Source organism: Staphylococcus sp. HMSC057A08 (assembly GCF_001812925.1).
Classification (GTDB): domain Bacteria; phylum Bacillota; class Bacilli; order Staphylococcales; family Staphylococcaceae; genus Staphylococcus; species Staphylococcus hominis.
Genome location: NZ_KV810870.1, coordinates 1 through 264 on the forward strand (window position 1 = coordinate 1; position 264 = coordinate 264).

At 31.1% G+C, this 264-nt stretch carries 1 protein-coding gene; it reads left to right on the forward strand.

Annotated elements, in window-relative coordinates; genetic code table 11:
• On the forward strand, nt 1-264 hold a 264-nt coding region (locus HMPREF2881_RS10225), incomplete at both ends, for a MobA/MobL family protein (protein WP_176744879.1).

The window sequence follows — 264 nt, forward strand, 5'->3', positions numbered from 1 at the left end:
CATTATATAGTGAACGTACAGATGAAAAAATTAAGTTTAGAAATCATATTGTTAAGCCTGAAAGCATGATTTTAACTCCTCAACATGCACCTGAATGGACGAAAGATAGACAGCGTTTATGGAATGAAGTCGATAAAGTTGAAAAGCATAATGCGAAAACGAAAAACCCTAGATTAGCCAAAGAAGTATTGTTAAGTTTGCCTAATGATTTTGATAGAGAAGTACAAACAGAATTAACAAAAGATTTTATAAAAAGTGAGTTTG